The organism is Salinisphaera sp., from assembly GCF_035690525.1.
GTDB lineage: Bacteria > Pseudomonadota > Gammaproteobacteria > Nevskiales > Salinisphaeraceae > Salinisphaera.
The window spans coordinates 1-26,993 of record NZ_DASSKM010000123.1 but is presented as its reverse complement, the minus strand read 5'-3'; the positions used below and the strand labels follow the sequence as shown (position 1 = coordinate 26,993).

General features: G+C 66.2%; 21 protein-coding genes, 1 tRNA gene and 1 pseudogene. 6 read left to right on the top strand and 17 right to left on the bottom strand.

Going from position 1 to position 26,993, the window contains the following annotated elements:
• Positions 1–103: 103 nt before the first annotated feature.
• From recD to recC, 5 genes are all read right to left on the bottom strand, one after another.
• Positions 104–1,975, bottom strand: coding sequence for an exodeoxyribonuclease V subunit alpha (recD, locus tag VFJ08_RS09180; RefSeq protein WP_324996898.1), 1,872 nt, complete (start codon positions 1,973–1,975; stop codon positions 104–106).
• Positions 1,976–2,076: 101 nt separating this feature from the next.
• Positions 2,077–2,340: a DUF2442 domain-containing protein gene (locus VFJ08_RS09175; protein WP_324996897.1), complete on the bottom strand. Its 264-nt coding sequence runs from the start codon at positions 2,338–2,340 to the stop codon at positions 2,077–2,079.
• A 5-nt stretch (positions 2,341–2,345) separates the two neighbouring features.
• Complete coding sequence (locus VFJ08_RS09170) at positions 2,346–2,633, bottom strand: DUF4160 domain-containing protein (RefSeq protein ID WP_324996896.1); 288 nt, start codon at positions 2,631–2,633, stop codon at positions 2,346–2,348.
• A 43-nt stretch (positions 2,634–2,676) separates the two neighbouring features.
• On the bottom strand, positions 2,677–6,375 hold the full coding sequence (gene recB, locus VFJ08_RS09165; RefSeq protein ID WP_324996895.1) for an exodeoxyribonuclease V subunit beta: 3,699 nt from the start codon (positions 6,373–6,375) through the stop codon (positions 2,677–2,679).
• Positions 6,372–9,776 carry an exodeoxyribonuclease V subunit gamma gene (recC, locus tag VFJ08_RS09160; RefSeq protein ID WP_324996894.1) on the bottom strand — a complete coding sequence of 1,135 codons (3,405 nt, stop codon included), beginning with the start codon at positions 9,774–9,776 and terminating at the stop codon, positions 6,372–6,374. The genes recB and recC overlap by 4 nt, the downstream gene beginning before the upstream one ends.
• A 319-nt stretch (positions 9,777–10,095) precedes the next feature.
• On the opposite strand from recC, the gene VFJ08_RS09155 reads away from it, so the two are divergent.
• Positions 10,096–10,824, top strand: coding sequence for a PEP-CTERM sorting domain-containing protein (locus VFJ08_RS09155; protein WP_324996893.1), 729 nt, complete (start codon positions 10,096–10,098; stop codon positions 10,822–10,824).
• 192 nt (positions 10,825–11,016) lie between these two features.
• Here the strand turns inward: VFJ08_RS09155 and VFJ08_RS09150 are convergent, their stop codons facing one another.
• Entirely contained in the window at positions 11,017–11,826 is an 810-nt protein-coding gene (locus tag VFJ08_RS09150) for a TOBE domain-containing protein (protein ID WP_324996892.1), read from the bottom strand.
• 48 nt (positions 11,827–11,874) lie between these two features.
• Here VFJ08_RS09150 and VFJ08_RS09145 point away from each other — a divergent pair.
• Positions 11,875–11,951, top strand: a tRNA-Arg gene (locus tag VFJ08_RS09145).
• A gap of 14 nt (positions 11,952–11,965) precedes the next feature.
• Here VFJ08_RS09145 and VFJ08_RS09140 read toward each other — a convergent pair.
• From VFJ08_RS09140 to VFJ08_RS09130, 3 genes are read right to left on the bottom strand one after another with little or no spacing between them, the layout of a single operon-like run.
• Positions 11,966–12,841 carry a S1/P1 nuclease gene (locus VFJ08_RS09140; RefSeq protein ID WP_324996891.1) on the bottom strand — a complete coding sequence of 292 codons (876 nt, stop codon included), beginning with the start codon at positions 12,839–12,841 and terminating at the stop codon, positions 11,966–11,968.
• Positions 12,842–12,852: 11 nt separating this feature from the next.
• On the bottom strand, positions 12,853–13,404 hold the full coding sequence (locus VFJ08_RS09135; RefSeq protein ID WP_324996890.1) for a DUF924 family protein: 552 nt from the start codon (positions 13,402–13,404) through the stop codon (positions 12,853–12,855).
• On the bottom strand, positions 13,401–15,800 hold the full coding sequence (locus tag VFJ08_RS09130; RefSeq protein WP_324996889.1) for a GNAT family N-acetyltransferase: 2,400 nt from the start codon (positions 15,798–15,800) through the stop codon (positions 13,401–13,403). Before VFJ08_RS09130 ends, VFJ08_RS09135 begins: the two co-directional genes overlap by 4 nt.
• Positions 15,801–16,229: 429 nt before the next feature.
• On the opposite strand from VFJ08_RS09130, the gene VFJ08_RS09125 reads away from it, so the two are divergent.
• A complete protein-coding gene (locus VFJ08_RS09125) occupies positions 16,230–17,150 on the top strand; it encodes a recombination-associated protein RdgC (RefSeq protein WP_324996888.1) in 921 nt (306 codons plus the stop codon).
• Positions 17,151–17,163: 13 nt separating this feature from the next.
• The gene (locus VFJ08_RS09120) at positions 17,164–17,736 is read left to right on the top strand and encodes a gamma-glutamylcyclotransferase (protein ID WP_324996887.1); all 573 of its coding nucleotides are present in this window, start codon (positions 17,164–17,166) and stop codon (positions 17,734–17,736) included.
• A gap of 38 nt (positions 17,737–17,774) precedes the next feature.
• On the opposite strand, the gene lon is transcribed toward VFJ08_RS09120, so the two are convergent.
• From lon to VFJ08_RS09080, 8 genes are all read right to left on the bottom strand, one after another.
• Complete coding sequence (gene lon / locus VFJ08_RS09115; protein WP_324996886.1) at positions 17,775–20,183, bottom strand: endopeptidase La; 2,409 nt, start codon at positions 20,181–20,183, stop codon at positions 17,775–17,777.
• A 4-nt stretch (positions 20,184–20,187) separates the two neighbouring features.
• Positions 20,188–20,592, bottom strand: coding sequence for an Hsp20/alpha crystallin family protein (locus VFJ08_RS09110; protein WP_324996885.1), 405 nt, complete (start codon positions 20,590–20,592; stop codon positions 20,188–20,190).
• Between the two features lie 187 nt (positions 20,593–20,779).
• Positions 20,780–21,082, bottom strand: coding sequence for a type II toxin-antitoxin system RelE/ParE family toxin (locus VFJ08_RS09105; protein ID WP_324996884.1), 303 nt, complete (start codon positions 21,080–21,082; stop codon positions 20,780–20,782).
• Positions 21,082–21,390: an addiction module protein gene (locus VFJ08_RS09100; RefSeq protein WP_324996883.1), complete on the bottom strand. Its 309-nt coding sequence runs from the start codon at positions 21,388–21,390 to the stop codon at positions 21,082–21,084. The genes VFJ08_RS09105 and VFJ08_RS09100 overlap by 1 nt, the downstream gene beginning before the upstream one ends.
• 22 nt (positions 21,391–21,412) lie before the next feature.
• On the bottom strand, positions 21,413–22,504 hold the full coding sequence (locus VFJ08_RS09095; protein ID WP_324996882.1) for a M42 family metallopeptidase: 1,092 nt from the start codon (positions 22,502–22,504) through the stop codon (positions 21,413–21,415).
• A gap of 116 nt (positions 22,505–22,620) precedes the next feature.
• Positions 22,621–23,055: an MliC family protein gene (locus tag VFJ08_RS09090; RefSeq protein WP_324996881.1), complete on the bottom strand. Its 435-nt coding sequence runs from the start codon at positions 23,053–23,055 to the stop codon at positions 22,621–22,623.
• Positions 23,056–23,143: 88 nt separating this feature from the next.
• Complete coding sequence (locus VFJ08_RS09085) at positions 23,144–23,758, bottom strand: flavin reductase family protein (protein ID WP_324996880.1); 615 nt, start codon at positions 23,756–23,758, stop codon at positions 23,144–23,146.
• Positions 23,759–23,844: 86 nt separating this feature from the next.
• Positions 23,845–25,506: a Na+/H+ antiporter gene (locus tag VFJ08_RS09080; RefSeq protein WP_324996879.1), complete on the bottom strand. Its 1,662-nt coding sequence runs from the start codon at positions 25,504–25,506 to the stop codon at positions 23,845–23,847.
• 226 nt (positions 25,507–25,732) lie between these two features.
• Between VFJ08_RS09080 and VFJ08_RS09075 the strand changes: the two genes are divergently transcribed.
• Both VFJ08_RS09075 and VFJ08_RS09070 read left to right on the top strand, forming a co-directional pair.
• Positions 25,733–26,548 carry a creatininase family protein gene (locus tag VFJ08_RS09075; RefSeq protein ID WP_324996878.1) on the top strand — a complete coding sequence of 272 codons (816 nt, stop codon included), beginning with the start codon at positions 25,733–25,735 and terminating at the stop codon, positions 26,546–26,548.
• Between the two features lie 316 nt (positions 26,549–26,864).
• Positions 26,865–26,993 (top strand): annotated as a pseudogene (locus tag VFJ08_RS09070) (IS256 family transposase); the annotation flags it as partial.

Genomic DNA, 26,993 nt, shown 5'->3' with positions numbered 1-26,993 from the left:
TGAGATTAGCGTGCACGATGGCTTGGCTTGATCGTTGGCGTTTATGCATGAGTGCTTAGTCCAACCCAATCAAAATGTACTTGAACGCTGCTTTAGCCATCATCTATTCCCAATCAATAAGCACGCGCGATGCGAGTCCTGAAACGCGAGAAATTTGCCAGTTTAGCGTTCGTTGTAAAGCGCCATGCTCAGCATAAACGGTAAGCTGATTGCGAGCTCGAGTAAGCCCCGTATAAAACAACTCGCGAGTCAAGACTGGCACGTCATAATCCGGCAGCACGAGCGTGACCGTATCGAACTCGGATCCCTGACTCTTGTGAATGGTCATCGCGTACACGGAATCGTGCGCGGGTAGTGCGCTCGGCAAGAAGGCCCGCAGGCCGTTGTCCCCCATGAACCAGACCCGAATTTGCCCGTGTTTGCCGTGTAGGGCAACTCCTACGTCGCCGTTGTAGAGCCCGGTGCGGTAGTCATTTCGACTTACCATGACCGGTCGCCCGTGATACCAGGCGTCCGCTGGGTTGAAGTCGAAGCGCCGGGCCAGGCGTTCGGTGATGCCGGCGTTGATGGTTTCGCTGCCGGCCGGACCCTGGCGTACGGCGGTAAGCACGCATTGTTTGCCAAGCTGGGCCAGGGCGAATGTCGGGTCGGTCGCCTCGATGAGGCTCGCATAGTCGTCGGCCAGTCGGTCCATGAGTTGGCTGATGGTGGCGGCGTCCGAGGTGTCGTGATAGACGAGATCGGCGTGGCCGGCGGTGAGCAGAGCGTGTGCGGCGTCGACATCGCCGGCGTTCACGGCGGCGGCGAGGCGGCCGATGGTGCTGTCGGCGTTGAAGCGGCGGCTGGTCTGCAGCGTGACGACGTGATCGGCCAGGGCGTGCGTGGCCGGTTCCATCGATTCGACGAGCAGGCCACCCGTGTCGACTTGTTGTTCGGCGGTGAAGCGATTGACGCCGGCGTTGGCGCAGATTTCGGCGAGTATGGAGCCGGATTCGACGGAGGCGAGCTGGTAGCGGTCGCCGAGCAGGATGAGCCGCGCTTCGTTACGAATGGCGTCCGCCAGCTTGGCCATCATCGGTAGATCCACCATCGACGCTTCGTCGACGATGACGACGTCGTAGGGCAGCGGATTGTCGGCGTTGAAGCGCGGTTTGGTTGTCGCGCCGCTCAGACCGAGCAGGCGGTGCAGCGTGCGGGCGTTCTGCGGGATGTATTCCTGGATAGCGTGGTCGAACGCCGGGTCGGCGGCCATATCGTCCAGCCCCTTGCGGACGGACTCGACCATACGGGCGGCGGCCTTGCCGGTCGGCGCGGCCAGGGCGATGAGCGGTGGCGTGCGGGCCTCGCTCAGCGCCGTTTCGATGAGCACGCGCAACAGGCGCACGATGGTGTAGGTCTTGCCCGTGCCGGGGCCGCCGGAGATGACGGTGAAACGGTGCCTAAGCGCCACGAAGGCCGCGACGGCCTGCCAGTTGGTAGCGTTCGGATCGTTCGCATCCAGCGCAAACAGGCTGTTGCCGGGTTTGAGCGTGTCGACGTTCACCGGGTTGGGCTCGGCCGCCATCAACTCGCGGAGCCGTTCGGCTAGTTGGGTTTCGTAGGCGTGGTAGCGCTGTAGATAGAGCCGGCCGTGGTCGAGAATCAGCGGACGGATTTCGTCCGGGCCGCTGATGAGCGGGCTGGCGTCGAGCGCGGCCGGCAGTTCGGCCTGATTGTCTGCGCTCATCAGCGCGGTCGGAATCTGATCCAGCGCCAGGCAAGTATGGCCCTGGGCGACGGCCCAACTGGCGAGCGCGAAGGCGCGGGCGACCAGCGGATCGGCGCCGTGGCGGCGCGCCCAGTGGGCCAGCGCGCGGTCGAGATCGGCCAGGCCGGCGTCTTCGGCATCTGGAATCGTATCGACCGGCAGAACCGCCGAAGCGCCTGAATCGGGCGTTTCGGCGTCGAATAGTTCTTCCATGGGAGTATCGCTCATGCAAGACACTCGCGGCTATTGTTCGCGAGATGCGGCGAGTACGAAATGAGCGGATGAGTTTCTAAAGGCCGAACGATAATCTACTCCCAGGCTGATATGGTCTACTGTCGTTCCGCAGCGATCTGTTCGGCTACAACTTGTTTGTACAGAAATTCCGGGGCGAAATCGGCACCATTCGGCCAGCTGAGCGTTTCCAACTCTGGATGAACCTCCACTTGTCGAAATATGCTCGAATCCTTGAGCGGTTCAAACATCGGGCCCCACAGTTCCCGGGAAAGATCGATGACCCCCGATTTGCCGTCACTGAACCTCAACCACAGTTTGTATTCCTGGATGTATCTCGCTTCTTTGACTTTGGGAATCATCGCTATCACTCCAGGGGTTCGATGCTGTTGAGCGGGTGCCTGGTTCGAGCCAAGCGCCAGTCCTCTCGTAATTCGCTTTGATGCAAACCTCTCCATTCTTCGACGAGTCGAAGAGCTCTTCTGCTGAGACTGCCGTCGAGTAAGTCGCCATTTTCAATGGCAATCGTCGCTTCGTCGCCGGCGTACTTGGCATGAAAATGCGGAGGCGCATGATCGTTGTAGTACAGCGCGATAATGATGCCGTAGAAACGGCTGACCTGGCACCCGAGACTCTCGCTAAAGCTTATCTTCAAGTATAAGTAATGGCGTCGTGTAACAACACCTGTATCAAAGCATTCACGCTGTTTCGACAGGCGCGTCGAACAGCGCATCCAACGTTTCGATCAATTCGATCGGCGGCTTATCGGCATACACACCGGTCTCGGTTTCGCCGTTCATCGCCCGCACGAACAAATACTGCACGCCGCCGAGGTGCGTGGCCGGATCGTAATCGGGCAGACAGCGCCGCAGATGACGATGCAGGGCCACGGTGTAGATCAGATACTGCAGGTCGTAATGGGCCCGGCCGATGGCGCGTCGTAGCGACTCGGCCTGATAGGCGGCGGACGTGTCGCCGAGGCGATTGGTCTTGTAGTCGAGGATGTAGTAGCGGCCGTCGACTTCCACGACCAGATCGATGAAGCCCTGCATGAGGCCGTAGAGCGTCTGGCCCGGATGGCCGCCGAGGGCGGCGGGCAGATAGCCGGCTTCGCGGAGCGTATCGACCAGCGTGCCGAGGCGGTTGCCGCGCAGGCGCAGCATGAATTCCATTTCGGCGAGCGTGCGGCGGCCGTCGAGCGCGATGAGCGGGCCGATGCCCGGTAGCGGCGTGTGCAGCGTGCGGGCGACGAGATTGGCGGTGTCGTCGATGCGCGGGTCGGTATCGGATGCGTCGATCAGGCCGTGCTTGCGCAGCGTGCGGGTGACGAGGTCTCGGTGTTCCCCGGCCGGCGGCTCGCCCGGCGTCGGCCAGGGCGAGACGTTCGCGTTGCCGACCCGATTTTCGAGGATGTCGTGCACGGCGGAGCCAAAGCGCACGCCGGATAGGCGTTTGTCCAGCCGCGCCAGCTCGCCGTCGGGCTCGGCTTCGAGCGCTTCGGCGGGCGCGCCGGCCAGTTCGTCCGCGGCGCCCGGTTCGGGTAGTTCGGCCGGGGCCGTATCGGCCGGCGCATGGGCCAGGCGCGAGAAGCTATAGGTCGACCAGCGTGGGCGGGCGGCCGGCAGGTCGGCGCGGGCCTCGATGAGTTGTTCCGGGTCCATCGGAGCGGCCGGGGCGACAACCGGCGGCGGCCGCGTGATGTCGACGGGCTGGACGGTGATGGCGCTTGGCTGGGCTTGGGTGAGCATCTCGAGCGCGTCGCGGTTGCCCGCGCCGTCGCGATAGAGCAGGTCGGCCAGCGCACCGTTCGGGCCGTAGTCGTCGGGTTCGCGCCAGCCGACGACGAGCGCCTGCTCGGCGCGGGTGAGCGCGACGTAGAGCAGGCGCAGGGCTTCCGAGCGGGCTTCAACCACCGCCTGGGCGCCGTTGGCCTTGTCGTCGCCGACCAGATCGATCAGGGCCCGGTTGTCGTCGTTACCCGTCTGCGGATGGAAGATCAGCGGCGGCTTGTCGGGGCGATTCTTGTCGCTCCAGGTGCCGAGCCAGGGCGCGAAGGGCAGGAAGACGATGGGGTATTGCAGGCCCTTGGCGGCGTGCACGGTGCTGATGCGCACGAGATCGGCATCGGACTCCAGCCGGAGCTGGCTTTCGTCTTCGGGGCCGGCGAGCGAACCGTCTTCGGCGGCGGCGATGTGATCGTCCAGCCAGCGCGCGACGCTGGCCATGCCGAAGCATTCGGCCTCGGCGCCCGCCAGCAGTTCGCCGAGCTGCAGATAATTGCTCATGCGCCGCTCGCCGTCGGTGAGTGCGAGCAGGCCGGGTGCGGCGGCCACGAACAGGTCTTCCAGCGCGCTGAGCACGCCGCGCCTGGCCCAGGCTTCGTGCAGCGCGTGGAAGTGTTCGATGGCTTCCTGCATGGCGTGGTCGTCGTCGGCCAGGGCCACGAGATCGGCCAGACGTTTGCCGATGAGCGCGGTCGGCTGGGCGGCGCGCACGGCGGCGGCATCGTCCGGCTGGGCCATGGCGCGCAGGATGAGCCGAAGATCGCCGGCTTCCTCGCTGGCGAAGACCGAATCGCGATGCTGGCAGACCGCCATGATGCCGTGGGCGGCGAGCGCGGCCTGTAGCGTGGCGGCCTCTCGGTGGTTGTTCACCAGCACGGCGATGTCGCGCGGCGCGACGGATTCGCTGTGGCCGTCGCCGTATTGCCAGCGGGCGGAGTCGCCGTCCAGCAGGCGGGCGATGGCGGCGATGGTTTCGGCGATCAGGCGGGCGTTGTCGTCGGCCTTGGACGGGTTCTTGAGCTTGCCGTTCTTGAGCGTCTCCTCGCCGCCCCGGAGTTGCCAGAAGGTCAGCGCGGCGTGTTCGTCGCCGCCGGCCGCGACCAGGCGGCGGTCGCCTGCGCCGCGGCCGGCGGCGACGCGCGGGAAATCGATTTCCGGCACCACGAAGGGCTCGTCGCCCGGGAACGCATAGAGTGCCTCGATGGCTTCGAGTAGGGGTTGCGTCGAGCGGAAGTTGGTCGTCAGCGTATAGCGCGCGTCGCGCGCGGCCTGGGCGGCGGCGAGATAGGCGTAGATGTCGCCGCCACGAAAGCCGTAGATCGCCTGTTTCGGGTCGCCGATGAGCAGCAGGGCGCCGTGCTCGCGCGGCCGTGAGCCGTTGTCTTCCAAAGGCAGGTAGATCCGCGACAGGCTCGCGTACTGGAGCGGGTCCGTGTCCTGAAACTCGTCGACCAGCGCGAACGGCCAGCGGGCGTGCAGGGCGTCGGCCAGCGCATCGCCGGTGCGCCCGGCCGCGAGCGCGTCGTACAGGGCGACGATGAGGTCGTCGTAGCTGTATTGCCGGCGCTCGATCTTGCGTTTGGCGGCGCGCTCGCGCACGGCGGCGGCCGCCTGCTCGATGGCCGTCAGCCGAGCGAGCGGTTGGAGTTCGACGAGCACGGGTAGAACGGCCAGATCGGCCAACGGTTCAGCGTAGGCCTGACAATGTTTGGGCGATTTCTTGAACTGCGATGCCGGGTCGGCCAGCGCGGCGAGCCAGCCGGGCAGCGCCGGCACGGCGTGGGTTTCGATGGCGGCGCCGATACGCGCGTCCAGATCGGCGACGAGCGCGCCGATGTCGTCTTCAGGGGCCAGAGCCTTGTACAGGTCGCGGCTTTTATGCAGCGCGTCCGCCTCGACGGCCTCGATGAGCGCCTGGGCCAGCGGCTCGGCGGTGCCGGGCCAGGCCTTCGCCAGCCCGGTCTGCAGTTCGGCCAAGCGCTTGCGGTCGATGCCGGCAAGCTGCACGTGCGGCCGGGCCAGCACGGGCGCGAGGGTCTGATAGAGCGCGTCCGGCGTGGGCCAGAGGGCCAGTACGTCGCCGGCTTGCGCGTCGGCGCCGAAGACGTGCTCGCGCCAGTAGTCGATAGCGGCTTCGCGGTAGATGCTGGGGTCGTCGATCGCTTCGCCGCGGTCGAAGGCCAGCGCGGACTCGAAGGCGTTCTCGGTGGCGGCGCGCTGGGCGAAGCCGTGGATGGTGACGATGGTGGCCTCGTCCACGCGGGCGGCGGCGTCGACCAGGCGGCGGGCGAGCGCGGCGCGCTCTTCGTCGCGGTTGGCCAGGATCTGCTGCGTGAACGCATGCTCGGCGTTGTTCGGGTCGGCGTGTTCCGGCGCATAGGCGATACGCGCGGCGTCGGCCAGCCGCGCGCGGATGCGCTCGCGCAGTTCCTGGGTGGCCGCGCGCGTGAACGTCATGACCAGAATGTCGCGCACGCTGGCGCGCTGCTCGACGATCAGGCGTAGGTAGAGCCCGGCCAGGCTGAAGGTCTTGCCGGTGCCGGCACTGGCCTCGATCAGGCGCAGGCCGTGCAACGGCAGGGTGGCGGCGTCGAAGGGCCGGCTATCGCTCATGCCGAGGCCTTCGCAGCGTCGGCGACAGGCCGAACGACGCTGTTCATCGGCCCGCTGACGGCCTCGATCGCCGCGATGAACGGGCTGGCGTCCTCGGACCCGCCGAGCGGCGCCTCCGGGTCGCCCAGCAGCATCGCGAAGTAGGGGTCGCGCGTTAGGTGGTGCGGAAAGTAGGCCGCGGGCTTGAAGCGAAAGCTCAAGTTGTCGAAGGCCTTGTTCTGGTCCGGGTCGTAGCTGTCGTCCAGGTCGGGATGATACGCCAGCGGCTGCGTCTGGCCGACGATATAGAGTCGCACGAGATGGGCGAGTTCGGCGCGTGCGGTATCGGCGTCCACGCGGCCGGCGTATTCGATGAATGCGTTGTCTTTTTGCTTGGGCGCGAAGCCGGCTATCTGTAATTCCAGTTCGTGGCCGGAGGCGACGGCCGCCAGGTACTCGATCCAGTAGCGCAGGCGAAACTTTGTCTTGAGTTTGCCGGTGCGCAGCCGGCGCAGCGCGCCCGGCCAGCACTGATGGACACGGCCGGTGACGCGCACGTTGCTCGTGTCGTCGATCGGCAGATCGAGCTGGATATCCAGGGTCTCCGGCGCGCCCTCGACTTTCCACGCCTGCCAGATCGGCAGCAGCTCGTTGACCGCGGCGGCCTCATCGGCGTAGCTGGAATCGGTCAACGGCGGCGGCGGCAGCGTGCCGCGGGCGCGTTCGAGCGCGCTGGGAGCGGGCTCGATTGCGGTCAGGCCGGCCTTGTCGGCGCTGTCGAACAGTCGCTGGCGTAAAGCCGACGCGGCGAGCGGGTCGAGGGCGATCGGCTCGGCGTCGTCCACGCGGTTGTCCTCGATCTCCAGATCGAGCTTGACCCGCTCGCGAAAGAAAGCGCGCGGCGGGTGGTCGAAAAAGCGCTTCAAGGTATCGAGATCCACGGCTTCGACCGGCTCGACTTCGGGCGCGGCGCCACCGTCCAGCAGCGGCGAGCGCGCCTCGCGCACGCCGACGGCCGCCCGCGTGGCGTCGCGCCAGTCGCCGGCGAAGGTGAACACGCGCGGGTCGGGCTCGTGGCGCGAGAAATAGCGCAGCGAGAACGGCTGCATGGGCTGGCGGTGGATCAGCCGGCGCTCGAAGTTTTTGTCGTCCCAGTCGCGAAAATAATGGCGATGGACGAATTCGAGCGTCTCGCCGACGATCGGCGAGGGCGGCAGTTTTTCGCCGGTATGCACATCCTGCCCGATATAGCTGATATAGAAGGTATCGCGGGCGGCGGTCAGCGCCTGCAAGAACAGCAGGCGGTCGTCGTCGCGGGTGTTGCGATCGCCCAGCCGCGGCGCGTCGAACATCACGTTGAAGGCGCGGCCGGCGTCCTGGCGCGGAAAGGCCGAGTCGTTCATGCCGAGCACGCAGACCACGCGGAAGGGCACCGCGCGCAGCGGCACCATGCCGCAGAAGGTGATGCCGCCGGCGAGAAATGGTTGGCGCTCGGCGGCGGTTTCCAGCGTCGTCCGCAGGTTGTCGCGCACCGCCGGCCAGGACAGCCGGCGATCCTCGGTGAGGGGTTTATCGCGCGTACAATGCTCGGCGGTCTCGAAGCGGGCGAACACGCTGCGCAGGGAATGGACCGCGCGTTGTTCGTCCGGTGCGTCGGCCGAGGTGGCGATCAGCGCATCGACCATGTGGTTCAGCCGGGTTTGCCATTGGCCCGGCGTGGCCGGTTCGGCGAGGCCGCCGGCGACCGTCGCCAGCATATCCTCGAAGCGCCAGAGCTTGCCGAGCGCGGCGGTGATCCCGCCTTCCAGATCGGACCACGGCGCGACCCCGTCGACCCGCGTTTCGTCATCGGATTGCGCCACTCCGAGCAGCAGCCGGTCCAGGCCGAAGCGCCATGTGTTCTGTTCGAATGCGCCGGCACCGAGTTCGGCCCGATGCGCGCCGTCGCGCCCCCAGCGGATGCCGGCCTCGCCGACCCAGCCGGCGATCGCATCCAACTCGCCGGCCGAGACGTTAAAGCGGCGCATGACCGCCGGCACGGCCAACAGGTCGAGCAATTCGCTGGCCGTCCAGCGCGCCAGCGGCAAGTCCAGCAGCGACGAGATACAGATCACGATCGGGTGCGCCGCCGAGCGCGCGCGATCGGCCAGGCCGAACGGCAAGAAGCGCGCGGCCGGGGCGCCGCCGAATACGGCCTGGATGGCCGGCGCATAAGCGGCGACATCCGGCAGCATGACGATGATGTCGCGCGGGGCGAGCCGTTCTTCCGCGGCGATCTCGCCGGCGGCGACGCGTTTGTCATCCGCCGCCAGCCGGTCCAGCAACTGATCCTGCAAGACCTGAATTTCGCGCAGCGGGCTATGGCAGGCATGGACGTCGAACGAGGCATCGGCATCGTCCACGCCCTGGGCCGAATGGCCGCAGTCCAGCGCGACGATATCGGCCTGGATGCGATGCAGCAGGCTGTCGCTGGCGGGCGCGTCGTAATCCATGAGCGCGCCGAGCTCGGGTTCGATCATGCCGGCGAACTCGTCGGAATAAAGCACGCGCAGGGTGTCGCGGGCCATGCGGCCGAGCGCGGACAGCAGCGGGTGGCCGGCCTCGACGGCCGCCTCGCCTGGCAGCGGCGTGTCGTCGCCGGCATCCGCGCCGGGCAGGTCGAGCGACAACCGGCCCGCGGTGATATCGCCCCAGTACGCCGCGCTCGGATTCGGCAACAGGAAATGCACGTCGACATGCTCGGCCAGCGCATACAGCAGGCGCAGATGATCGGGCGCCAGCGCCACCAGCCCGAAGCAGTACAGCTCGCTCGGGCAATAGTCGATTACGCGTTGTTGCAGCGCGTGGTCGGCGCCGAGCCGCGTGATGAAATTCGTGAGCACCCGGGCGCGATGCATGGCCCCCAGGCGGTGGCGGCGCGTCAGCCAGTACCAGATGCACGCCTGCCAGCGGCCGGGATCGGTGTTCGGAACCCGGCCGGCTTCCCAATCGGCCAACATGTCGGCGCGGTAGACCAGATATTGATCGAACACGTCGGCGAGCCGGCGCGCGAGCTGATAGCGCCGGATCTCGTCCACCGGCGCGCCCAGATAATCCGCCACCGCCGGCACTTCGTGCGCGATCTCGGGAAGCGCGGCATACAGATGCCAGGGCAGACAATCCGCTTCGAAGTGGTCGCCGGCCTCGGCGTCGTCCATTACCGCGTGCAGCAGATCCCAAACGAACTCGCCGGGCAGCAGCCCCTTGATGTTGGCCGCGATGCCTTCGCTTTCCGCGAGCTGGATGCGCAGCCAACGGCCGATGCCGGCATTGGGCGCCAGCACCGTATCCACCGCCAGCGGCGAGGTCGGACGCGCCAGCCGGCGCGCCGCGAACAACTCGGCCAAGCGCGACAGATCGTTGTGGTGATAGAGATAGAACATGCGCCGAATCAACGTCGAATGAGCGGCGCCGGCCGCCAGAGCTAACCCCGAACCCGGCAAACCGACCCGTCGGGGAATTTAACGCGAATTCGGTTCGATCGAACACCTTGGACGATCAGGCGTCGCCATTCTTTACACCCGGAATTGGCGGCCCGGCCCGGCCCGAATGGCTGATTATAATAAAAATACATGATAATCAGCATCATATAGATAATTTTCGTATATTTAATCGGCCCCGGAACAATTCTTGCCGTACAGGCCGGGACGCTGTTCACGCGCCGGTCGTGACAGCGAACCAATGAATAATTAAGGAGACTTCATGCAGTTCAAGAACTTTGCCGCCGTATCCGCCGCAGCCCTCGCGCTTGGTCTGAGCGCTTCCGCCTCGGCATCCGTGATCAACTTCGACCAGGCTGGCGCCGCGTCGCCGACGGGCTCCATATCCTATGACGGTAACGGCGGTGCGCTGATCGGCAGCGGCATTTCGTTCGACGAAGTGAGCCTCAACGGCGGCACCGTGCCGGACGGCCATGCCAGCACGCTGACTTGTGTGTCTTGCTCGATCGACTTCGCGACCGGCGACAATATTTCCGAGGGCCTCGACGATAATGTCTGGTCGTTTGCCGGCGGCGGTTACTTCAAGCTGAGCGGCACCGTCATGAACGGTAACGAGACCATCGCCGATGGCACGCTGTTTAGCGGCGTGTTCGACGGTGGTGGCTCGCAGTTCGTGTTTGGTACCAGCAACGACAGTTTCACCGCCGCGCTGAGCGGCGAGGACGATTTCAACAGCGATTTGGCGTCCTATTTCGGCCTGAGCGGTAACAGCGGCTTCGCGTTCTCGAATACCGAGATCGCGCTGGGCAACGCCACCTTCGGCGACAACGGCAGTTTCGACAGCGGCCTGCTGCGCAACGCCGACGTCACCGTCGAGGCGTCGTCGCAGGATGTGCCCGAGCCGTCGCCGTTGGCCATGTTCGCCATCGGCCTGGCGCTCGTCGCCGGCGGTCTTGGATTCCGTCGCAAGCAGAACGGCGGCACGGCCTGATAAGCGTTCGGAAAACCGAGTCCCCGAGGGCCCGGTTTTCAGATTGTCGGAGGAGAGGGAGAGAGAGACGGCCCCGCTTTGCGGGGCCATTTTATTTGGAACGGCCGACGACGCCGAGCGTGCCGGCCGACACGCATGGAGCCGCTCGGGTCGGCGCAGCGCCGGCCGTTCGCTAGCCGGTCTCGCTGGCCGTCAGCCGGTTGGGGCGAGGATCACGCTCGAGGCCTTGAACAACGCTGTCGCCGCATCGTCCTCGGACAGATCGAGCGCCACGGCCGACTTGCGGGTAATCACGGCGGCCAGCGTCGCGCCGCCGGGCAGGCGCAGCGTGATCTCCGAGGCTACATCGTCGCGCGTAATCGCTTCCACCGTGCCGACCAGCCGGTTACGGGTGGAAAGCCGGGCGGCCGACATGTCGCCGGCGGCGATGATCAGCCAGCTCGCCTTGATCAGAGCGGTGATCGGTACTCCGGGCTCAAGGCCCAGATTGTCGGCGCTGGCGTTAGTGATTACCGCCGCCAGGCGATCGCCGCCGGCCAGTTCGATATCCACCTCGGCATTGACCGCACCGCGGGTGAGGCCGGTGACGCGGCCGAGCAACTGATTGCGGGCACTGGTCTGCATGGCAAGACGCTCCATCAGGTTCAGGTCGTCGCCGGCGAGATGCGCCAGGCGGCGGTTGAGCTGTTCGAGAAAACGCATCTGCTCGGCTTGCGCGGCGCGATAGGTCGCCACCAGCCGTTGTCCGCGCGCGGTGAGTTGCGTGCCGCCACCGCCGGCGCCGCCCGCGCTGCGTTCGACCAGTGGCGTTTCGGATAGATTGTTGGCCGCGTTCACGCCGTCCCACGCGCCCTTGTAGCTCAGGCCGACCGTCTTGGCGGCGGCCGTGATCGAGCCGGTGCGGTCGATCGCCTCGAGAAGAGCGATACGGCGCTCGCCGATGCCGCCGGTGCGCGGGCCGACGTGGAGTTGGCCGCCGAGTTGCGAAATACGGCTCGTCATTCGGGCTTCGTTTGCATAGCGTACTGCGTTAGTCTACGCGCTCGGCGTGTCCCCGTAGCTCAGCAGGATAGAGCAGCCGCCTCCTAAGCGGCAGGTCGCAGGTTCGACTCCTGCCGGGGACGCCATTTTCCTGCGCCGCTCAGGGTTTGCCCAAAACAGCGTCGAGTGTCGCCGCCAGCCGTATGCCACCGCGCTCGAGCTGGCGGCGTATCACCGGCCAGGCTTGGCGCTGATAGCGCGCCGATCCGTCGTTGCCTGACAGCAACCCCAGATTGGCGTAGGCGACGCGGCGCGCGAGCGCGTGTGCCTGATTGGCCCAGTGGACGGCGGCGCGGGCCAGGCCGCTATCGGCGAGTACACGTGTCCAGCGGCGATGCTCGGCCAAACTGATATTGCTATCCAGACGCCGTGCCGCCGCGCGCGTGGCGCCGTAGTCGATTGAGAAATGTCGGCCGACATGCAGATGTAGCGCGTGTTCGAGTATGCCGCTGTCCCAGAGCGCGTGCAGATTGCTTTGGTCGCCGAAATAGGTCAGATCGACGTCGTTGCCGCCGGCGTCGTGGTGATTCTCGGCGTGCAGCGGCTGCTGGATGTCGGCCACGAAATGGACGACGAACTTGAGCGCTTCCAGGCGTTGGGCGCTCGTAGCGGAACGATCGCCCAAAATACGGGCGTAATAGGGAATGCGCGCGACTACGCAGTGGGCGCGCGGGCAATCGCGCTGCGCTTTGTAACCACGCGCAGTCAGAGGAATGTCCACGTAGTGCCACGGCCCGGTACCCGGCCGGTCGCGTCGGGCCGCATCCGCCCAGGACGCGATCCGGTCGAGCCCATGAGCGTCGTCGATGGCCAACAGCCGGGTGACCTCGCGGCGGGCCGCGGCGCTTAAATGCCGGGCGGCGATATCCGCGATCAGCGCGTGGCCCTGCGGTCCCCAGGCGAGTGCCGCGGACGGCCAGGCGAAAATCAGGATTGCAGACGTCGTCAGCAGGCGTTTCAGGATCGTTGCAGGCACGGCCATAGCGTTCAGAAACCGGCGCCGGATTCGGCCAGAAACGCGGTTTCCTCGGGCGTGCTCTCGCGGCCCAGCGCGGCGTTACGCTGGGGGTAGCGGCCGAAGCGTTCGAGCACAGCCCGGTGGCGTTTCTCGTGGCCCAGTTGTTTCTCCAGGCCCGGCTCGGAAAACAGTGCCAGCGCGCGGTCGTGATCGGCCAGCGATTCGCTGTGCATGAACGGCATGTAGAGGAATGCACGCTCGCGGGCCGGCAGTTCGCCGGCGGCGCCCGTTTCCACGGCTTGTTTGGCCAAGCTGAGGGCCAGGGGGTCGCCGGCGAAGGCTTCGGCATGGCCGCGAAATACATTGCGTGCGAACTGGTCCAGCACCAGGATTTCCGCCAGCCGTCCGGTCGGTGAGCCGCGCCAGAAATCCAGCGCTCCGGCCCGGGCGGTCGGGATCAGGGCGCCGAATTCGGCGGCGATGCGCCGATCGAGTTTTGCATCGGCGGTGAACCAGTCGCGGGGCGCCAGCGTGTCGAACCAGAACTCGTGGACTTCGCGTGCAAGGGTCGGTGTGCTCATGATTTCTCTTCGGTTCGCTCGGGTGGCGGTAGGCCGGCGTTGCGATAATGGGCCACGTCGATTTCGGCGCGCCGGCTTCCGGCATCGTCGAGCGAACGCCGAATGGAAAACCCCAAGGCGCGCGCGAGTTCCAGCATCGGGCGGTTGTGCGCCAGAACATCGCCGTAGACGGTGGCGATGCCGCGGGCGTGGGCCTGGCGCAGCAGGCAGTCCAGCAGGTGCCGGCCGAGCCCGACGCCGGTATGTGCATGGTGTATCAGGATAGCGAATTCGGCTTCGCGGCCGTCCGGATCGGCGATCAGCGTGCCCATGCCGGCCAGCTTTTCGGGCGCGTCGACCGGGCTGATCACCAGCGAGACCTCGCGGTCGTAATCGATCTGGGTCATGCGCGCGGCCATATCGTGCGAGAAATGCCGGATCGTGCTGAAAAAGCGCAGCCGGATCTCCTCGGGGCTCAAACTGTCGAGCAGCCCGAGCACCAGCGGTTCGTCGGCGGGATGAATCGCGCGCACGATATAGACATGCCGATCGTGCAGCGTGACCCGGTGGCGCATACGCGCCGGGTAGGGCGACATGGCGAGCCGCTGGCGGTCCGGGCGCGGGTGCGCGGTAATCTCGATCAGCGTGTCGGTCGGCGTGTGCAGCCGTCCGTGCGGCCCGATCGCCAGATGCAGATCGAGCCGAACGACCTCGCCGATATCCACCACGAGTTTGGACAGCCGGACCAGGGCCTGGGCGAGCGCCTCGACCGCCGCCACCGTGGCCGAAAGGCGGCCCGCGCTGGCGCCTTCGAGCATGCGCCGGGCGAGCAGCGGGTCGAGCGGCGCGAAACCGTAAGCCGGCGCCACGCCGAGCGCCTCGTCGGTCACGCGCATGACCCGGCCGAGCTCGGGATGGTCGATCACCTCGATGCGCACGCGAATCGACGGATCGGCGCCGCGCCGCCCGCTCGGTGCGCCGACGATGCCGTAGGCGCCCAGCGTTTCCTGCGTATCCTCGGGCGAGAGCCATTCCACGCCGTCGTCGGCAAGAATCCGCAGGCGCCGCCGAACGGCTTCGGCGTCGGCTGTCACCGTGGGGTCGGGCGGCGGGGTGGCGGTCAGCAGTTCGCGGGTTTCGTGGTAGCGCCGGCGATAGCCGATGGCCTGCGCGGCCTGGTCGGCCGAGGCGAAGGTCGCCAGCCTGGCCTTCGCGCTGGTTGTGCGGGCGGACGATGCCGTATGCAGCCCAAGCCATACCGTCATCAGGCGCGCATCGAGGCCGGCTTCGGCGATGGCTTGGACCATCGGCGCGTGCGGATGGCCGGCGACCGGACTGTGTACCAGCAATGCCGCGTCCACCCCCGGATCGGCCAGCGCGAGGCGCAATGCGGCCACGGTCTGCTTGTTGTTCGAATGCGCCAGATCGATGCCGGCGCCGGTGTTATGGGCGCGCGGCGCGGCGCTCGCCAGCGCCTCGATGGTGCCCTTGGTCGCCTCGGCCGGCTTGAGCGCGGCGCGACGCAGAGCGTCGGTGCCCAGCGCGCAGACCCCGGCGCCGTTGCCGAGCACGATCACCCGGTCCTGACGCACGGCGGGCAGAAGCTCCAGCGCCGCCAACCCGTCGAACAGGCCGCCGAGGTTCTCGCATTCGACCAGCCCGGCGCGGGCGAAAGCAGCCGAGCGCGCCGGATCGGGCCCCGGCGGCGCGGCCGGCCGATCGGCCCGGGTCTGCAGCACCAGCACCGGCTTGACCCGGGCGGCGGCCCGGGCGGCCGACATGAATTTGCGGGGTTCGCCGATCTCGCTCAATTGCAGCACCACCGCGCGCGTGCGCGGGTCGAGCGCGGCATGATCGAGCAGATCGGCGACGTCGATATCGGCCTCGGCGCCGGTACAGGCCAGCCACGAAAAGCCGATGTTGCGCCCCAGCGCCCAGTCGACCGCCGCCGCGGTCAACGATTGCGACTGGCCGATCAGCGCGACCTGGCCGGGCCGCGGCAACGAGGCCAGGGTGGTCATGTTCAGCCCCTTGCGGGTATCGAACACGCCGGCGCTGCGCCCGCCGAGCAGCCGCATACGGGTCGGCCGCGCCGCGCGCAGCACGTCGTCGCCGATGCGCGACCCGGCGGCCCATAAAATCGCCCGGCAACCGGCCTCGGCGAGCGCCGCGATAATCTCGGGATGGCCCCAGTGGCGGTCCAGCACCACGGCACAGGGGCCGGGGTCGTCGGGCAGTCGTGAGCAATGGGCGCGCGCCTCGATCTTGACCGAACTCTTGCCCGAACTCTTGCCTGGGTTGGCGCTTGCGCTGGCGTCGAGATTGGCGACGAGCTGCCGCTGGCCCGGCGTGCGCGCCCGGCCGAGAACGACGGCGCGCTCCGCACAGAACAGCGCATCGATATTGCGCAGCGTCATCAGGCGGGGCCGCGGCCGGGGCAGTCGGAGAAACAGGCGGGCGGGTTCGGCATTATATCGTTACCGTCGGCGTCCTCGTATCGCGTTTACAGCCGGCCGCGATGCATAGACTCGGGGCCGCCGTCGTTTCATGAGAGCAGGCCGTCGCCACCGGCTCAAGATGACTTTCGGCGCACCCCGGTCGCGTGGACCCGCGTTGGCGCCATTGGCGACGCTGGATGACGAGCGGTTCGCGGCGTTGCCTGATCATGCCCCATGATCGGCGTTGACGGCCGCCGGCCGGCGCGCTTCGGTAGCGCCGCGCACGAGTCGGCGAATCGACGGACGAAGCTTGAGGCCGGCGCCGGGCCGGCGTATGGTGCGCGTCGATCCGGGCGCGGGCGAATGCCGAGCGCGCCGCGTCGTCATGCTTTTCCGAGGGCGATCGATATGTGGCTACGTAATCTGTGCGTGTTTCTGGGTACCGAGAACTTTCCCTGGAGCGCGGCCGAAATCGAGCATGCGCTGGGCGAGGCGCTGTGTCCGGAGTGCGGTGCGCAGACCGTTTCGGTCGGCGGATTCGTGCCGCCGATCAAGGGCGAGGCAGCGATGACGCACGGGGTCGACGGGCTGGTCATCTGCGTCTATCAGGAGATCAGCCGGGTGCTGCCCGGCCCGGTGCTCGCCGAAGAGGTGGCCGAGCGTATCGAGCGCATCCAGACCAACGAAGGCCGCACGGTGGGCCGGCGCGAGAAGGCCGATATCCGCGATCAGGCGCATTTCGAACTGCTGCCGCGGGCGTTTACGCGCGCCAAGCGCACGACTTGTGTCATCGATCTGCGCGCGTCCCGCGTATGGGTCGAAGCCAGCTCCGAAACGCGCGCCGAAACGGTGATCACCGCTTTGCGCGAAGCGCTCGGCAGCCTGCCGGTCACGCGCGCCGAACCGCGGCTTAATCCCGCCGAGGAACTCTCGCGCTGGGTGAGCGACGAGCATGCGCTGCCCAACGGCTTCGAATGCGGCGACCGTTGCCTGCTGGAATCGACCGACGAAGTGAAATCCAGCGTGCGCGTCAACGCCATGGATTTGCAGGCCGAAGAGATTCGCGCGCATCTGGCCGGCGGCCTGCAGGCGACCAAACTCAATGTGGCGGTCGACGACGCCATCGAATTCGATCTGGACGATGCGCTCGATCTCAAGCGCATCCGTGCGCTGGACCTGATCCAGGACGACCTGGACTCGCTCGACGCCGAGGACGCGGTCGCCGAACTGACCGCGCGGATCGCGCTGCAGGGCGAGGCGCTGCGCGGCATTCTGGACCGGCTGTATACGCATTTCGGCGTGGTCGGCGAGGCGGGCGCAGCCGCCTGAGCGCGCGCTGTTCATGTCGCACGACACGATCGAAACCAACCAACGCACGGCTGCTTTCGCCGACCATGACGAACTCTGGCTGTTCGGCTACGGCTCGCTGATCTATAAAGCCGGTTTCGACTACAGCGAGCGTCGGCTCGCGACCATCGAGGGCTGGGCGCGGCGGTTCTGGCAGGGTTCGCACGATCATCGCGGCACGCCGGTAGCGCCCGGGCGCGTGGTGACCTTGGTCGAAGCGCCCGGCGAGACCTGTTTCGGCATGGCCTACCGGATCACGCCGGCCCATTTCGAATATCTCGATCATCGCGAGAAAAACGGCTACCTGCGTTTCGCCCAGCCGATGACCCTCGACAACGGGCAGGTGGAAAAGGGCCTGGTCTATATCGCCACGCCGTCGAACGCGGCTTGGCTGGGCGAGGCGCCAATCGACGCCATCGCGCGCCAGATCGTGGATACGGCCGGCCCGAGCGGGCCCAATCGCGATTACGCGCTGGATCTGGCCGATGCGTTGCGCGAGCATGGCGCGCGCGATGCGCACGTATTCGCGGTCGCCGAGCGCGTGCGCGCATTGATCGCGGCCGACTGAGCCGGCCGGCGCCGGCGACCGGTGCACGACGATGCGATTCAGGCGGTCTCGGTATCGGCCTCCAGCGCGATTTCGACTGCCTCCTCGACCTTGGAGACGTAGCGGATATCCAGCGCCTCACGCACGTTGTCGGGAATATCGTCCTCGTCGCGCTTGTTGCGCTCGGGCAGCATGACGGTCTTGATGCCGGCCTGATGGGCGGCCAGGGTCTTTTCCTTCACGCCGCCGATCGGCAGAACCTGGCCGCGCAGGCTTATTTCGCCGGTCATGGCGACATCGGCGCGCACGTTGCGATCGATCAGTAACGAGACCAGGGCGGTATAGAGCGCCACGCCGGCGCTCGGGCCGTCCTTCTTGATCGCGCCCGCCGGCACATGGATATGGATGTCCGACTTGTCGAGGCGTTCCTGGTCGATGCCGAGCGTCTCGGCGCGGGCCTTGACCAGCGACAGCGCGGCCTGCGCGGATTCGCGCATCACGTCGCCGAGCTGGCCGGTGATGGTCAGCTTGCCGCTGCCCGGGGCGCGGGAGGCCTCGACGAACAGAATATCGCCGCCGGCCGGCGTCCAGGCCAAACCGGTGGCCACGCCGGCCACACCGGCGCGCAGGGCGACCTCGTCATCGACGCGGCGCGCGCCGAGGATGTCGTGCAGGTCGTCGGCGCCGATCAGGCCCGGGCCTTTCTTGCCCTCGGCGATCTGAACCGCAGCATGCCGGGCGATCGCGCCGATCTCGCGCTCCAGGTTACGCAGCCCGGCTTCGCGGGTATAGCCGGAGATGATCGCATCCAGCGCGTCGTCGGCGATGTCGCACTGCTCGCGCGTCACGCCCGCCTGTTCGAGCTGGCGGTCGATGAGATAGCGCTTGGCGATCTGCTTCTTTTCCTCGCGCGTATAGCCCGGCAATTCGATCACTTCCATGCGATCGCGCAACGGGCCCGGAATGGTGTCGAGCACATTGGCGGTGGCGATGAACATCACCTTCGACAGATCGAAGGGCGTACCCAGATAGTGGTCGTTGAACGAATCGTTCTGCGACGGATCGAGCACTTCCAGCAGCGCCGAGGCCGGGTCGCCGTGTGCCGAGGCGCCGAGCTTGTCCATCTCGTCGAGCATGAACACCGGATTGCGGGTGCCGGCCTTACGAATCTGGCTGACGATCGAGCCCGGCATGGCGCCGACATAGGTGCGGCGGTGGCCGCGAATCTCGGATTCGTCGTGTACGCCGCCGAGCGCGGCGCGCACGAACTCGCGGTTCATCGCGCGCGCGATCGAACGCCCGAGCGAGGTCTTGCCCACGCCCGGCGGGCCGACGAAGCACAGAATCGGCGCCTTGCCCTCGGGGTTGAGCTTGTGCACCGCGAGATGCTCGAGGATACGGCGCTTGATCTTGTCCAGGCCGTAATGATCCTCGTCGAGAATCTGGCGCGATTCGGCGATATCGATGGCGTCCTCGGACAGCTTGGCCCAGGGTAGCTCGGCCATCAGTTCGAGATAGGTGCGCACCATCGAGTATTCGGCCGAGGATTCGTTCATGCGCTCCAGGCGCTTCAACTCGCGATCGGTCTGTTCGGCGGCGTTCTCGGGCAGCTTGGCTTTGTCGAGCGCTTCGCGCAGGCGCTCGGCTTCCTCGGCCACCGTCTCGTCCTCGCCCAGCTCGCGCTGGATCGAGCGCATCTGTTCGCGCAGCATCGCCTTGCGCTGATGCTCGGACACGCGCTGCTGGGTCTGCTGGTTGATGTCGTTGGACAGCCGCATCACCTCGAGCCGGTAATCCATGAACGACTGCACCAGCTCCAAGCGCGACCCGATATCGATCGTCTCCAGAATGCGCTGCTTTTCCTTGGGCTTGAGACCCAGGTAGCCGGCCGTGGCGTCGGCCAGCAACGAGGCCGATTCGATCGAGCCGATCGCGCTGGCCAGCTCCTGCGAGGGCCGGTCCATGAGCTGGATCGCTTCCAGCGCCCGGTTGCGCAGGTTGGTCATGCGCGCATCCACCTGCTTGTCGCCCTCGGGTTCCGGCTCGTCGATCCAGGTGACCTTGGCCGCCAGCCCGCCGTGTTCGTCGTCGAACAACTCGCGTACGTGAAAACGCGAGATGCCCTGGCAGACCAGATGATGCTGGCCGTCGTTGCCGGTGACGTAGCGCAGAATATTCGCCGCCGTGCCGATCTTGTGCAGGCCGCGCCGCGGCGACTCGGCGTCGCCGTCGGCGCTGCCGAGCAACAGGCCGACCGGCTGCTCGGCGCGCATCGCGCGCTGAGCGGCGTCGATCGCGGGTTTGCGATCGAGCACCACCGGCATCACCAGCTCCGGGAACAGCACCGTGTCGCTCATCGGCAGGATGGTCAGCGTTTCCGGTCGGTTCGGCGCGGCCCGGCTGTAGACCATTGTGGTGCTCGGGCCCGCGACGGTTTCGGGGGTCTCGTGATTTTCGGTTTCGCTCATAAGACTAGCGTTTGGCGAGCGTCAGGTACAGACAGCCGTCGACGAGTTTGTGGCCGGTGATCGCCATGCGCGGCCACGGCAGCACGACGCGACGCTCGAAATGACCGTGCGGAATCTCCAGCCGATGCAACAGGGCATCGCCGGCCGGCGTGGGCACGCTGCGGTCGCCGGCGACGTAGAGCATGTCGCCGGACACTTCGAGATCGCTCAGGCTGCGATCGGACACCCCGGGCAGGGCGACGATCACATACACCGCATCCGCGGTTTCGAAAACATCCACCGGCGGTTCCCACTGCTTGCGCGGCCGGGTCTCCACGCGGCGAAAGAACTGCCGCTGAATCCGGTCGGCGCGCTCCTGGCGGCGCATCGCCTCGGACCACATCCAGCTCTCGAAATCGTCTACGGACATCGGTTCGCTCGGTTGATGATTGTTTCCAACATACGGTCGCACACCCGGCGAGACAACCGGGGTTTAACCGAGGCCGAACGCCCAAGCTCAGTTGCCGCCGAAGCAGGCGAAGCCTGCGGAGGGGCCCAAAGCGCGTCAGCGCTTTGGCGGTCAATTACAGTGACCTATTGGACCTGCTTTTATACCGCTATTGACGCTGAAGCCAATAGAACGGCTGGCGCTTCTGATGTGCCACTGCAAGAATACGAATGACGCTGGAAGTAGCGCGGTAATGTAGCGTGTAGCTCCACCGCTGCGACGGCTGGACAACGAGCGAACGCACTGAACCACGACTGATAGGAGCAGATTTGGGAAATTGGCGAACCTGCTCGATTGCTGCTTCGACCTGCCGCAAGAGGTCGTGACCTTTACCAAATTCCAATGCTTCGTAGTAACCCACCGCCTCATCGAGTTCTTTCTCGGCAAGAGGGTGGAACTCATAGGCGAGCATCAGAAGCCGTGGCGGCTTTTGATGCGGGTGAAGACCTCATCGCCAGGAACGGCCTCGACCGAACCGGATGCAAGCTCGGTGTCGCGTCTTTCGGCTTCGTCGAGCCACAAGCCCTCAAGCTCGGCTTCCGAGAGATTGCCTAGGCTTTTGACAAGCGAATGCACAAGTTTTGCTCGATCCGCCGGATCAAGCCGGAGCATTTCCCGTTCAATCGATTCAGTGCTGTTTATAGTCGCCATAACCTCGATTATATGCCGATTTTCCGCGCGGCCGAAAACCGGACGACCAGCGGCGTCGAGGCCCTTCACCGGGCCGGAGAAGGCGTCGAAACTACTTGAAGTAGCTGAACGTCTCGCCGGATTCGATGCCGCGCACGCCCTCGTACATTAGGCGGATGACGTTCTCGACGTCGGCGCGGTGCACCATCTCGACCGTGGTGTGCATATAGCGCAGCGCCAGCGCGATGAGCGCCGACGGCACGCCCTGATGGCTGTAGGCAAAGGCGTCGGTATCGGTGCCGGTGATCGGCGCGCGGGCCTGGCGTTGGAAGGGAATGCTCTCGCGCTCAGCGGTGGCGACCAGATGCTCGCGCAGCTTGTTCTGCACCGCCGGGGCATAAGCGATCACCGGGCCGTCGCCGATCTTGAGCGCGCCGTGGGTGGTCTGCTCGATCATCGGCGTGGACGTGTCGTGGGTGACATCGGTGACGATCGCCACGTCCGGCTTGATGCGCTCGGCGATCATGCTCGCGCCCTTCAGGCCGACTTCCTCCTGTACCGCGTTGACGATATACAACCCGAAGTTTGGCTTGTCGCCCGACTCGTGGAACAGCCGCGCCACCTCCGCGATCATGAAGCCGCCGATGCGATTGTCGATCGCGCGGCAGACAAACTTATCGCCGTTGAGCACGTGAAATGCGTCCGGATAGGTCAGAACACAGCCGGGATGAATCCCCATGCGCTCGACTTCTTCCCTGGAGGCCGCACCGACGTCGACGAAGATATTGTCCTTGGCCGGCGCTTTTTCCTTGGCCGGGTCGCGGGTATGGATCGCCGGCCAGCCGAATACGCCTTCGACCGGGCCGTCGGCGGTGTGTACATGCACGCGCTTGGAAGTCGCGATCTGATGATCGGAACCGCCGTTGCGCAGCACATAGATCAGCCCGTTCTCGGTGATGTGGTTGACGTACCAGCCGATTTCATCGGCGTGACCCTCGATCACGACCTTGTAATCGGCCTCCGGATTGATCACGCCGACCGCGGTGCCGTAGGCGTCGGTAATGAACTCGTCGACGTAAGGCGCCAGATATTCCATCCAGAGCTTCTGGCCCGCGGTCTCGTAGCCCGTCGGCGAAGCGTTGTTCAGATAGCGTTCGAGAAACGCCATCGACTCGGCGTTGAGAATCGATTCGGTATCGGACATGAAAGATTCCGGTTGTGCGCCGCGCGGCGCTCAAATAAAGCGCCATAAAAAAGCGCCAATAAAAATATCATGGTCAAGCCGCGCGCCTACGCTTTCAAGCGCGGGCCGTGGCGCGGCTATTGCTCGTGACAGATAGTAATCATATCGCCGGTCGAGCCGTTGTCGGCGTGCATGAACAGCGTCGCCTCGCTGCCGCCGTGGGTCCACCATTCGTAGCGGTCGCCGACGTAGCGCGAGCCGCTTCCCGAGACCGCGATGCGCATTGGCCGGTCCTGGCCCTGGTAATGAACCCGCGCGTGATCGGTATCGGGATAGCGCACGATGATCGTACTGCCGTCGTTACACTCGTATCGGACGGCGCCGTGGTCGACCGCGACGTTCTGCCACAGCTCGGGGTCGCGCTCGGGCGTGCCGTCGATCGGGCCGCCGGTGGTCGGCGACGCCGAAGCGGCCGATCCTTCCGGCGGCGGCAGCGTATTCGGAGCGCAGCCGGCCATAGCGGCTAGCGCCGCGACGCCGGCCAGGGCGTGCAAGATGGAGCGTCGAATCATGCGTCGTCTCATGGCAACGGGAACGGCGTCAGCTTGGCACAGCCGCCACCATATGACGAGGCGCGGCCGTAAGCCAGGGCAGGGGAGATCAGTCGGGGCGCTTCATCCGGAACAGGTTGCCGGCGTCGATGCCGAAGTAATCGGCGGGCCCGCCGGCGCGCATGATGGGGGCCGCAGCGACCGTGTCGAAGATGCCGTCGACCAGTAGGCGCTGGTCGATGTGCACGCCCACCACTTCGCCGATCGTCAGCCAGTTCTCGGTCGGTTCGCCGGCGGCGGTGTGTAGATGCACGACCTGGCTCAGCCGGCACTCCATGGCAACCGTCGCCTCGGCCACCCGCGGTGGCTCGACCACGCGTGACGGGGCGGGGGTCAGGCCGGCGAGTTCGAATTCGTCAACCTCGGGGTCGACGCCGGCCGAACTCCGGTTCATGGCCTCGGCGAGATGGCGGGTGGCGAGATGCCAGACGAATTCACCGGTCGCCTCGATATTGCGCACGCTGTCCTTGTAGCCGTAGCTGGAGAACGCGAGCATCGGCGGTGCGGCGTTGATGGCGTTGAAGAAGCTGTAGGGCGCGAGGTTGCGATGCCCCCGATCGTCGATGCTGGACACCCAGCCGATCGGTCGCGGCGCGATGATCGCCTTGAATGGGTCGTGGGGCAGACCGTGGCCCTGCGCGGGCTCGTAGAAATGATAGGCCATGCAATGCGTTGGCTTGATTGAGGCCCGCCAGCCTAACCTAGGTGGAGCGCTTGCGGCAGACCGCCTGCCGATCGTCGAAACGATCGTCAACGCTTGCTCGACCGGCGGCCGCTGCGCAGCGACGCCTCGGTGAGGTCTATATCGGCCAAAAGCCGGCGCATGGTCACGTCGTTGATCTCGAGCCGGCCGCGCAGCCGATAGAGCTCCTCGCGCTCGGCGTTGAGCGCGGCCAGGCGCAGCGTGCGCTCCATGGCGAAGCTACGGCGCGCGCGTTGCTTTTCCTCGGCGTCGGATTCCGGATCGAGCCAGGGTCGATAGGCGGCCATCACGCGCGCCGCGACTTCCGCGTACAGCGACGCCTCGTCGGGATCGTCGGACTCTTCCTTGCGCTGTTCGCTCATGCGATCGAGCGCCTGGATCGCCGCCGTCGCCGAGGCGGCGCGCGCGTTGCGCTCTTCGGTCGCCCCCGGATCGTCCGCCGGCAGCCGGATGCGCCGTAGCAGCGACGGCAGGGTGACGGTGGCGATGATCAGCGACAACAAAATCACTCCGGCCGCGATAAACACGAATACCCCGCGGCCCGGGAACGGCGTGCCGTCGCTCTCGGTCAGCGGCAGGGAGAGCACGGCGGCCAGCGTGATTGCGCCGCGCACGCCGGCCAGCGTCGTGGTCGCGATGATGCGGCTCGATACGCGGATCGCAGTCTCGCCGCGCCTGCGCGCGCGTATCACCACCAGCTTGAGCATGACCCAAACCCACAAACCGCGCGTCACCATCAGCAGGGCGAGTATGGCGACCGGATAAATCGCCAGATGCAGCCAATCGACGCCGATCGATGCCCGGGCTTCGCCGACGTGGGCGAGAATGGCGGGAATCTGCTGGCCGAGCAGAACGAATATCACACCGTTGAACACGAATTCGAGCATCGCCCACATGCCGCGGTTCTGCATGCGCGTGGTGAGTTCGCCCTTGAGCGTATCGATGCTGTTGAGCGTCATGCCCGCCGCCACCGCCGATAGGATGCCGGAGACCCCCAGATGCTCGCCCATGAGATAAGCGCCGAACGGCAACAGCAGGAGCAGGGCCACATGACTGGACGGATCGTCGCCGCGCCAGCGGGTCAGAAAATAGCGAATCTGCGCGAACAGCCAGGCAAGCGCCCAGCCAACGGCCAGGCCGCCGGCGGCGATGATCAGGAAACTGAGCGCCGCGCTGGGCAACGAGAAGGTTCCGGTCAGGGCCGCCGCTACGCCAAAGCGCAGCGCGACCAGGCCGGAGGCGTCGTTCATCAACGATTCGCCCTGCAGGATATGCAGCAGGCGCGCCGGAATACGGGCGTTACCGATAATCGCGGATACCGCCACCGGATCGGTTGGCGAAAGCACCGCGCCGAGCGCGAAGCCGGCGGCCAGCGGAATGGCCGGAATCAACCAGTGTACGAAGAAACCGACGCACACCACGGTGAGCATGACCAAACCGAGCGCCAGCGCGGTGATCGGCGCGAGCAGGCGGCGAAACTCGCGCTGCGGCATGCGCCAGGCGTCGGCAAACAGCAACGGCGGGATAAACAGCAAAAAGAACAGCTCGGGATCGAGCCTTACGTGCAGCCCGGAACTCGGCACCGCCAGCGCGGCGCCGAGCGCGATTTGTACCAGCGGCCGTGGCAGGCGAAACGGCAGCAGGCCGATCAGCACACCGGATACGGCCACTGTCAACAGCAGAATGAGGGTGGTAAAAACAATCGTCATTGTGCTTTAAAGTCTTCTGATCTCGTGCCGCGCCGGCCGCGCGCAAGCATACCGATCTCCGGTTTGGGGATATATCGAGAATGACCCGGATCGCAGACCAGGGCGGCGACCAGAGCGACAACTTTCGTGGCGATTATTGTAGAACCCGCGCCGTGTCGCGAGCGGCGAGCTGGGCAGCGGGGCGGCGCTCGCGCATGATGGAGCCGCCCTGCGAACCATATTGTCCATGACGCGCATTGAAGACTGGTCGGCGCTGACCGGCCCGGAACTGGCCGCGATCGGCGGTAACGATCCGGTGGCGCTGCTACCGGTGGCCGCGATCGAGCAGCACGGCCCCCATCTGCCGCTGGCCACCGATGTCACCATCGGCGCCGGCATCATCGACGCGGCCTGCAACTACCTGCGCAGCCAAGCCGCGGCGCTCGATCTCGTGGTGATGCCGTGTCTTGTGCTCGGCGCCAGTCTTGAGCATACGAGTTTCGCCGGCACGCTGAGCCTCGGCGCCGAGCAGGCGATCGCCCAGATCCGCGCCGTCGGCGCGGGAGCGGCCGCGGCCGGTATCCGTCGTTTGGTCATCTTCAACAGTCACGGCGGCAACAAGGCCGTGCTCGATTTGGCCGCGCTCAAGCTGCGCGCCGAGTTCGGCATGCTCGCGGTCAAGGCCAGCTATTTTCGCTTCGCGCCGCCGGCGAACGCGCTGGCCGCCGAAGAACTGGCGCACGGCCTGCACGGCGGGGCGCTCGAGACATCGATGATGCTGCATCTGGCGCCGCGCAGCGTTCGGTCCGAGGCGCTCGCCGATCATCCCGGGCTTGGGGCGCGGCGGGCGCGTGCCGGCGCCACACTCGGCCCGGAGGGCGATGCCGGTTTCGCCTGGATGGCCGAGGATTTGCATCCGGCCGGGGTGGCCGGCAACGCCGCCGCGGCCGATGCCGCGACCGGCGCACGGCTGGTCGAGACGTTCGGGCGGCGACTGGCGCAAATCGTGGTCGAAACCGCAGCCTTCGATCCGGCAACGCTCGGCGGCGCGCCGGGTGAATAGGGGCCAACTCACGAAACGGAGAAAATCGTACGCTAGAGCACCTTCGATCACGATCTTACGGCGAACAGCCGCCACGATCCGTGGTCATGCCATCTGTCGGTTCAAACGCCGTACGCCGCCAATCCGTCGGCGCGTGAAACCTTGCCGACATAGTCCAGATCGCGGCGCGCGGCCGCATCGCTCGAAGTGATGATAAGGCGTCATATCGGCTAAGACCGAGCTATGCTCAATCGTGGTGTATAAGCGAATTTGAAACAGGCGGCGTATCCGGCTGGAATGGAAGTACCAGCAACCACCCAGCCATGAAGGATACGCCATGGATTACGATACGCATGAGCCCGAGACAAGACCAGCAACCGACGTCGACGATCCGCTTACCGACCTGCTGCGCCGCGGCGCACGCGACTTGCTGAGACAAGCCGTGGAAGCCGAGCTACAAACCTTT